Genomic DNA, 9,085 nt, shown 5'->3' on the forward strand with positions numbered 1-9,085 from the left:
CGGAGTTTGTTCTCCGGTGCTTTTAGTTTGTTTATGCTCTAATTGTTATAAGACGTTTGAGTTGGAACGTATACGCCAAATTTCGTTTGCATATTGCTGGATAGTTCGATCGCTTGAGAAGTGTCCAGATTTGGCGATATTTACTAGGCTTTTTTTCCACCATTCATTTTGATTCCTGTAGGCTTCGTTTACTTTACTTTGAACATCTACATACGATGAAAAATCTCTTAAAACGAAATATTGATCATTATGAGCGACCAAAGAGTCAAAAATGGCTTCAAATTCATTCTGCTCTTCCGAAAAGAACCCATTCACAAGCTGATCTAGCACTTTACGAATTCGTCTGTCATGCTGGTAATATTCCATCGCTCTGTAACCGCCTTGTTTTTGTAGGCGTAATACATCATCGGCACTCAATCCGAAGGTAAAGATATTTTCATTACCGACCCTTTCAAAAATCTCCACATTCGCTCCATCCATCGTTCCAAGCGTAATTGCACCATTCATCATAAATTTCATGTTTCCAGTGCCTGATGCTTCCTTACTGGCAGTGGAGATCTGTTCACTCACATCTGCTGCTGGGAAAATCTCTTCTGCCAAGGATACTCGATAGTTCTCTAGGAAAATAACTCTAATATACTTAGATACCTCACTATCCTCATTTACCTTTTTAGCGACGGTATTAATTAATTTAATTACTTTTTTCGCAAAGTAATAGCCTGGAGAAGCCTTTGCACCAAAAATAAATGTACGTGGAGTAATACTAAAGCTCGAATCTTCCTTTATTCGATTATATAAGTGCATGATGTGTAACACATTTAGTAGCTGCCTTTTATAAGCGTGCAGTCTTTTTACTTGAATATCAAATATAGAAGTTGGGTCTAAAGCTATACCTGTTTTTGCAGTGATCGTTTCCACTAGTTTATGTTTATTTCTCTCTTTCACCTTGGACAACTGCTCTAAAAACAAGGAATCATCCTGGTATTCCATAAGCAGCTCCAGCTTTTCTGGCTTAGCAATCCATTCATCACTAATAGCCTCAGAAATTAGACTTGCAAGCTGTGGATTCGATTTCAACAACCAACGCCGATGAGTAATTCCATTTGTTTTATTATTAAACTTATTTGGAAAAACTTCATAAAATAATGGCATCTCCCTCTGCTTCAAAATTTCTGTATGAATTTGGGCAACACCGTTAACACTGTGTGATCCCACTAAAGCGAGATGAGCCATTTTTACTTCCTCATTTGCAATGATGGCCATATTTTCAATTCGTTTCCAATCACCAGGATAACGTTCCCAGAGTTCATTGCAAAAACGTCTGTTAATTTCCTCAACGATTAAGTATATTCTTGGTAACAATGGCTGAAAGATTCGAATTGGCCATCGTTCTAGAGCTTCTGATAACGTTGTATGATTTGTATAGGAAATCGTTTTTGTTGTTATCTCCCAAGCTTCGTCCCATCCATACCCCTCTTCGTCGATGAGGAACCGCAGTAATTCAGGAATAGCTAATACAGGGTGGGTATCATTGATATGAATACTAACGTGCTCGTGAAAATGTTGAAGACTTATGTGCTGCTTACGATAGGAGCGGACAATGGAGCGAATGCTTGCAGATACTAAAAAATATTGTTGTTTTAATCGTAAAATTTTGCCTTCATCATGAGTATCGTCTGGATACAAAAATTCTGAAACAGACTCAGTTTCACGCTTATATTTCAAAATATCTTTATGGATAGGATAAGCGGAAGGCTCGGCATTCCATAATCTAAGAGTGTTTACTGTTTTATTTTTATACCCTACCACTGGCATATCATAAGGAACCGCAGTAATTCGTTCTGCATTTACATGATGAAACACCAATCTGCCATTTTCCATCGTGCTTTCAATATGTCCCCAAAATGGAATTTCAACTGCATGGTCTAATTTACGAACCTCCCAAACATGGCCATTTCGTAACCAATGCTCCGGTAGTTCCACTTGATATCCGTTAACAATTTTTTGTTCGAATAGACCATGTTTATACCTGATCCCACATCCATGGCCGGGTAATCCAAGAGAAGCTAATGAATCAAGAAAACAAGCGGCCAATCGACCTAGTCCGCCATTCCCTAAGGCTGCATCCGCCTCAAGCTCCTCAATAGCATCTAAAGAAATTCCAAGCTCTGTGAAGCTTTCCTCGACAATTTTCTCAATACCTAAATTAAGTAAATTATGTTTTAACAATCGTCCTAATAGGAATTCAATCGATAAATAGTACACCTGTTTTGTCCCACTATAACGATATTGTTCATTCGTTGATATCCAATTCTGACTAGCAAACTCTCGAACCATATTGCCCAGAGCTTGATACTGGTCCCTCTCTGAGCTATCTGCAAAAGATTTTCCTGACATTCTCTCTACGCGGTCAATAAATTCTTGCTTAAATTGCTCATTGCTAGAAAACATGACTCTCACTCCTCGTAATGAGCTCCGCATAAAGTTGATTATATTTAAATGCCGATTGTGCCCAGCTATAATCTTTAGACATTGCAGCATGAACAATATGCTCCCATACTTTCCTATGCTGGTAGAAGTGCATAGCTCTCCTTATCGTAAAGAGCATGTCATGCGCATTAAAATTTTGAAATGAAAATCCATTCCCTATACCGTTTTGTTCGTTATAGGCATGAACAGTATCATTTAAGCCTCCCGTTTCCCGAACGATAGGAATTGCCCCATATTTCATTGCGATGAGCTGGCCTAATCCACATGGTTCAAACAAGGAAGGCATTAAAAATAAATCCGCCCCTGCATAAAGTCTATGGGCTAATCCTTCGTCAAATCCTATATGAACCTTGAGTTTATCAGGAAATTCGGAACCCATTCGTTGGAAAAATTGCTCGAATTCCCAATCTCCTGTTCCTAGCACAATCATTTGAATATCTTCTTGTAATACTTCATGTAATACACATTTTACCAAATCAAGACCTTTTTGGGCCGTTAACCTAGTTATCATGACCATTAGAGGAGTATCCTCTTTTATAGATAAACCGAAATAGCCTTGAATTTCCTGTTTGCTTTTCACTTTATTTTTTAAGTTATTCATTCCAAACGGATACTTTAAATGAGGATCCTTTACAGGGTTGTAAAACTCTTCATCAATCCCATTTAAAATGCCTATCAGGTCCTCATCTCTCATTTTTAAAAGGCCATCCAGCTTTTCACCGAAGTATGCTGTTTGGATTTCAGAGCGATAAGTAGGACTAACGGTTGTAATTTTATCAGCGGCCAAAATACCTGCTTTCATAAAATTGATATTACCAAAAAACTCTAACTGATCAGGATGATAAAAACGCTCATTTAGCCCTAATAGGTCTGTCATTATTTCCTTAGGGAATATTCCTTGAAATTGTAAATTATGAATGGTAAATACAGTTCTTATGAATTCATACCCTTCCTTCTGATCATAATTAACTCTTAAAAGGAAAGGTATCATCGCTGTATGCCAATCATGACAATGAATTACATCTGGAAAGAAATCTAAATGAACCAAGCTTTCCAAAACGGCTTTATTAAAAAAGGAGAATCGCTCTCCATCATCATAATAACCATAAAGACCATCACGATTAAAATAATACTCGTTATCAATAAAATAGAAGGTGATTCCATTTAGAACCAATTCTTCTATACCACAATATTGATTCCTCCAGCCAATCTTTACTGAAAACTCTTTTATTTTCTTCATCTTATTTCGGTAAGTGGCCGAAATTTTTCCGTATTTAGGCAGCATGACTCTTACATCTGTACCTAGGCTAAATAGTTCCTTTGGTAAAGAACCCGCCACATCGGCTAACCCTCCAGATTTAATAAATGGGACACATTCCGAAACAGTAAATAACACCTTCACGATTTAATCAACGCTCCTTGTACCGTGCCTTTACGAATGACATTTGGTTTAGTTATAGACCCCGTAATAACCGTATCATCTTCTATCTTTACATCTTTATCTAAAATAACAGAATCTAACACACAATTTTCGCCAATTTGTGATTTTTGAAGAATTATACAGTTCTTCACCGTAGTACCCTTACCTATTTTCACACCTCGAGCAATGATGCTATTTTCAACTACACCTTCGATTTGGCAACCATTTGCAATCATTGCGTTTTGAACTGAGGAGCCCTTTAAATATCGGGTTGGAGGTTCATCTTTTACTTTTGTATAAATAGGATTATCTTTTAAAAATACTTGCTTCCAAACATTCGGTTCCAACATATTTAAATTAGTAGAATAATATTTTTCAATCGAATTTATCATAACTGCATAGCCGTTATACTCATATCGACAAATTTTCAAATTATGATTGATATCCAATACAACATCTTTCATAGTTGTGTATCCAGTTTCCTCACGATTTTTGATTAACTCAACTAAAAGTGATGTTTTTAAAATAAACATTCCTAATGATTGACCATGTTTTGAAATCTCAGTAATATCACAGCCAGATTCGATATGTGTTTTCAAAACCATTTTGTAATCCATATTAAATACAGTGTAACAATTGGTAATAAGCGAATATTTCTGTAAGCTTCTATCGAAAAAATCCATATTTTCAGCAAAATGCTGAAAACACCCAAAGCCATCGTTATTTCCATTAATATCGGAGGAAGGGAAAAAGAACAAACCATCCCTTTTTCGATTCAAATCCCAATTCTTCCCAGAACCTAAATGATCCATCAAGGAACGATATTGGAATTTAGGAAAAATAGCGACACTTCGAATTCCCGAATTCACCATACTAGACAAAATAAAATCGATTAATCGATATCTCCCTGCAAAAGGAACGGCAGCTAGGGAGCGGTGAATTGTTAGATCCTCTAATCCCTCATGAAATGTTGTTGCATCTATAACTCCCAGCAATTGTTTATTCATATTTGTATTCCCCACCCTTTTTTCTATCATTCTATTTATTGAATCGTTTATTAGCTAAATCAAAGCTTATTTGTTAATAGCTCATTGATTAATTCTTCCGTCACTAATAAAATTTCATTGCTGGAAGGGTCTCCGCAAATAACAGCACCCTCCGGTATATGAACCTCTTCTGGTACGATAGCCTTTTCTATATAAGCATTTTTACCAATGACCGCATCAGGCATAATGACAGACTCACGAACAACTGCTCCTTTTTCTACTTTTACCCCTTGAAACAATACCGATCTCTCAATCTCTCCTTCAATTGTACATCCCTCATTTATGAGGGAATCAAATACTTCTGCACTTGGTGCTAGATATTGTGGAGGTTGATTAGGATTAACGGAATAGATTCTCCAAGTATTATCAAATAAGTTCAATTCACAATTTTCATCTAATAAGTCCATATTGGCTTCCCAAAGACTTTTAACAGTTCCAACATCCTTCCAGTAGCCTTTAAATGGATAGGCAAACAAATTCTTCTTTTCTTTTAATAAAAGGGGAATAACATCTTTTCCAAAATCATGGCTGGAATTTGGATTTTTGTCGTCTCTTATCAAATACTCTTTTAAAACATTCCAACTGAATATATAAATTCCCATTGAAGCAAGATTATTTTTAGGATCCTCTGGCTTTTCTTCAAATTCAGTAATTCTATATTCACTATCCGTATTCATTATGCCAAATCGACTAGCCTCATCCCAAGGAACCTCAATAACGGATATCGAAACATCTGCGCCTTTTTCAATGTGGTATTCCAACATTAGTTCATAATTCATTTTATAAATGTGATCCCCTGATAAAATTAACACATGCTCAGGTTCATATTGCTGAAGATAATTCATATTTTGATAGATAGCACTAGCAGTACCTGTGTACCATTTCACATCCGATGACTCACTGTATGGCGGAAGAACGGTTACCCCTCCATCCATACGATCTAAATCCCATGCACTACCGATTCCTATATAGGAGTTTAAAAGTAATGGCTGATACTGCGTTAAGACCCCAACTGTGTCAATACCAGAATTGGTACAATTACTTAAGGTAAAATCAATAATTCGGTACTTACCACCGAATGGAACTGCTGGTTTTGCAACTGTTTTCGTGAGGGAATTCAGTCTACTACCTTTCCCCCCTGCTAGAAGCATGGCTACGCACTTTTTCTTTACCACTACCTTTTCTCTCCTTTCGTGATTTAACAGGTCGTAAAATGGATATCCCAAAAGGCGGAATATTTATTTCAATGGTGTATGGTTTACCATGAAACACCCTTTTTTCAACCTTTAATATCTTCTTATTGGTATGGCCACTACCACCAAACTGCTCTTGATCGCTATTAAAAACCTCTCGATATTTACATTCATTTGGTACTCCTACTTTATAATTTGAATACTTTTTTTCAGTGAAATTACAAACAATCAACAAAAAATCATCCGCATCGCACCCTATTCTTAAAAAGGAAAAAATAGATTGATCACTATTATTTACGTCAATCCATTCAAATCCCGTTTGCAAATGGTCTAGCTCATAAAGCGGCTTAGATCGTTTATATACCTTAATTAACTCTTTGACGTATACATTTACCTTTTCATGCATTTCAAAATCAAATAATGGCCAATCCAGTTGCTCCTTATCCTTCCACTCAACAAATTGACCAAATTCAAAGCCCATAAACAGAAGTTTTTTCCCAGGATGAGCCATCATAAATCCTAAAAGCAATCGTAACTGAGCAAATTTTTGCCAATAATCACCTGGCATTTTATTGAGAAGCGACTTTTTACCATGTACGACTTCATCATGAGAAAAAGGCAAGACAAAATTTTCTGAGAAAGCATATAGCAATGAAAATGTAATCTTCTGATGAACTTCATTCCTATTTTGAGACGGTGTTTCCATATATTCCAAAATGTCATTCATCCAACCCATATTCCACTTATATTGAAATCCTAAGCCGTCATAGTCTACTGGAGTAGTCACCTGTGGCCAATCTGTTGAATCCTCAGCAATGATGATGACTGTAGGGTCATTATCGATTAACACCTTATTTAGCTTTTTTAAAAAATCTAGGCCAAATAAATTAGGTTTTTCTTCGTTAGAATTAGGCCAAAAAATAATATTGGCAACGGCATCTAGCCGAAAGCCATCAATATGAAAGTTTTCCATCCAATACAATGCATTTGAAATTAAAAAGCTTTGAACCTCTGGTTTACCTAAATCAAAATTAGCAGTTCCCCATATATCATTTTCACGATCATTGGGATGTTCATAGCTATAAAGATGACTGCCATCAAACTGATATAATCCGTGAGCATCCTTGCAAAAATGGCCAGGTACCCAGTCTAAAATCACGCCAATACCATTTTGATGGCATTGATCAATAAAGTACTTCAATTCATGGGGTGCACCATATCGACTTGTAGGAGAAAAATAACCTGTTCCTTGATACCCCCACGAATCGTCGAGCGGATGCTCGACAAGTGGTAATAATTCAACATGAGTGAAACCGTGGTCTAAAATGTACGGAATTAACTCATCCGCCATTTCTAAATAGGTAAGAAATTCACCATTAGCATGTTTCTTCCAGGAACCAAAATGAAGTTCATAGATAATGACAGGTTCAGAAAAGCTTAACTTCTTTTCTTTTTTCACCTGCCATTTAAAATCGCTCCATTGATAGCTATCAAGGCGATAAACCCTTGAAGCAGTATTAGGTCTTAATTCCGAATAAAAGGCATAAGGGTCTGATTTTAGAAGGCTCATGCCATCATTGGTTACTATTTCGTACTTATATAGGCTCCCCTCTAAATTTTCAGGAAGTATTAACATCCAAATTCCTTCTTTATTAACTCTATGAAAGGTATAATCTGTTCCATTCCAATTATTAAAATCACCGACAAGTCTGACAATTCGGGCAGACGGTGCCCATACGCAAAATCTTGTTACACCACGACCATTCTCACTAAAAACGTGTGCACCAAATAATTGGTAGCTATGATAAAAGGTCCCTTCATGAAACAAGTGCATTTGAAAGTCCGTGGGATACAAAGTGCTCACGACCATTCTACTTCCCCATCCTTAGTGAAAAAATATATTCATCTTCCATGTATTATTCTTGTTTTTGTCAGAAATTCCTAGTAATACTTTCAGACAAAAGATGCGTTCATTATTGAAATTATGAGTAAAAAAGAGTGGATTCTCTCTTCTTCGACATAAATACAAAGGTTTATAGACAAAATAAAACAATATAAGTCAGAAAGAAATGAAGGGTGGAATTGGAAATGGCTAATAAAGAAGAAGAATTTCTATTGAGACAAGCTGGTGAAGATACTAAAGTTCCTTTATTTGAAGCAGCAGATGGGAAAATACTAGCTACTGGAGATATGTTTCGCGGGCCTTCAACTGGGGTTTCCTCTGAGTTTGATCTCAATAATCCAGGGAATAAACTTGCACCGAGGGAAGAGAAGTATGATTGATTAGTTTGATGTAAGCCCGGAGATTTGGACTTGATAGTAAGAAAGCGGTAACAATTAGAGGCTAATAGCTTCTAATTGTTACCGCTTTCGCTTTTATCTACGGTTTCAGTCACGATTAGCTTCTATTCGTTACCGTTTTCGCTCTTTTCTACTGGTTTCGGTCACGATTAGCTTCTATTCGTTACCGTTTTCGCTCTTTTCTACTGGTTTCAGTCACGATTAGCTTCTATTCGCTACCGTTTTCGCTCTTATCTACTGGTTTCAGTCACGATTAGCTTCTATTCGTTACCGTTTTCGCTCTTTTTTTCAGACAATTTTAGTAACGATTAGCTTCTATTCGTTACCTTCAACAGCAAAAAATCAAGATAGCGGTAACAATTAGGAACTTCGATGACCCTATCCGAAGCATTATTAGAAACCACATGAAGACATCATCCAGCTTTTAATTTGTATAATATCTACAATGGAATTTAACAGAGCCAAAACAAAAATAAAAAGAGCTGCGACACTATGTCTGCAGCTCTTTTTATATATGACCCCTACGGGATTCGAACCCGTGTTACCTCCGTGAAAGGGAGGTGTCTTAACCACTTGACCAAGGGGCCTAAAATTTATGGCGGAGAAGGAGGGATTTGAACCCTCGCGCCGGTTAC

The 9,085-nt window shown here is 36.7% G+C and carries 6 protein-coding genes and 1 tRNA gene; 1 reads left to right on the forward strand and 6 read right to left on the reverse strand.

Annotated elements, in window-relative coordinates; all coding sequences use genetic code 11:
• Positions 1-45: 45 nt before the first annotated feature.
• From LRP83_RS13535 to glgB, 5 genes are read right to left on the reverse strand one after another with little or no spacing between them, the layout of a single operon-like run.
• Complete coding sequence (locus LRP83_RS13535; protein WP_230497232.1) at positions 46-2,451, reverse strand: glycogen/starch/alpha-glucan phosphorylase; 2,406 nt, start codon at positions 2,449-2,451, stop codon at positions 46-48.
• Entirely contained in the window at positions 2,441-3,892 is a 1,452-nt protein-coding gene (gene glgA, locus LRP83_RS13540) for a glycogen synthase GlgA (protein ID WP_230497233.1), read from the reverse strand. Before glgA ends, LRP83_RS13535 begins: the two co-directional genes overlap by 11 nt.
• Complete coding sequence (locus LRP83_RS13545; protein ID WP_230497234.1) at positions 3,889-4,917, reverse strand: GlgC family sugar phosphate nucleotidyltransferase; 1,029 nt, start codon at positions 4,915-4,917, stop codon at positions 3,889-3,891. The genes glgA and LRP83_RS13545 overlap by 4 nt, the downstream gene beginning before the upstream one ends.
• A gap of 59 nt (positions 4,918-4,976) precedes the next feature.
• Positions 4,977-6,131, reverse strand: a complete 1,155-nt coding sequence (locus LRP83_RS13550) for a glucose-1-phosphate adenylyltransferase (RefSeq protein ID WP_290369555.1) — start codon at positions 6,129-6,131, stop codon at positions 4,977-4,979.
• A complete protein-coding gene (glgB, locus tag LRP83_RS13555; RefSeq protein ID WP_230497235.1) occupies positions 6,082-8,019 on the reverse strand; it encodes a 1,4-alpha-glucan branching enzyme in 1,938 nt (645 codons plus the stop codon). Before glgB ends, LRP83_RS13550 begins: the two co-directional genes overlap by 50 nt.
• A 218-nt stretch (positions 8,020-8,237) precedes the next feature.
• On the opposite strand from glgB, the gene LRP83_RS13560 reads away from it, so the two are divergent.
• Complete coding sequence (locus LRP83_RS13560) at positions 8,238-8,432, forward strand: hypothetical protein (RefSeq protein WP_230497236.1); 195 nt, start codon at positions 8,238-8,240, stop codon at positions 8,430-8,432.
• Between the two features lie 533 nt (positions 8,433-8,965).
• Here the strand turns inward: LRP83_RS13560 and LRP83_RS13565 are convergent.
• Positions 8,966-9,037: transfer RNA gene (locus tag LRP83_RS13565), tRNA-Glu, on the reverse strand.
• Positions 9,038-9,085 lie beyond the last annotated feature (48 nt).

This window comes from Pseudoneobacillus rhizosphaerae, assembly GCF_917563885.1.
Taxonomy (GTDB): Bacteria; Bacillota; Bacilli; order Bacillales; family Cytobacillaceae; genus Pseudoneobacillus; species Pseudoneobacillus rhizosphaerae.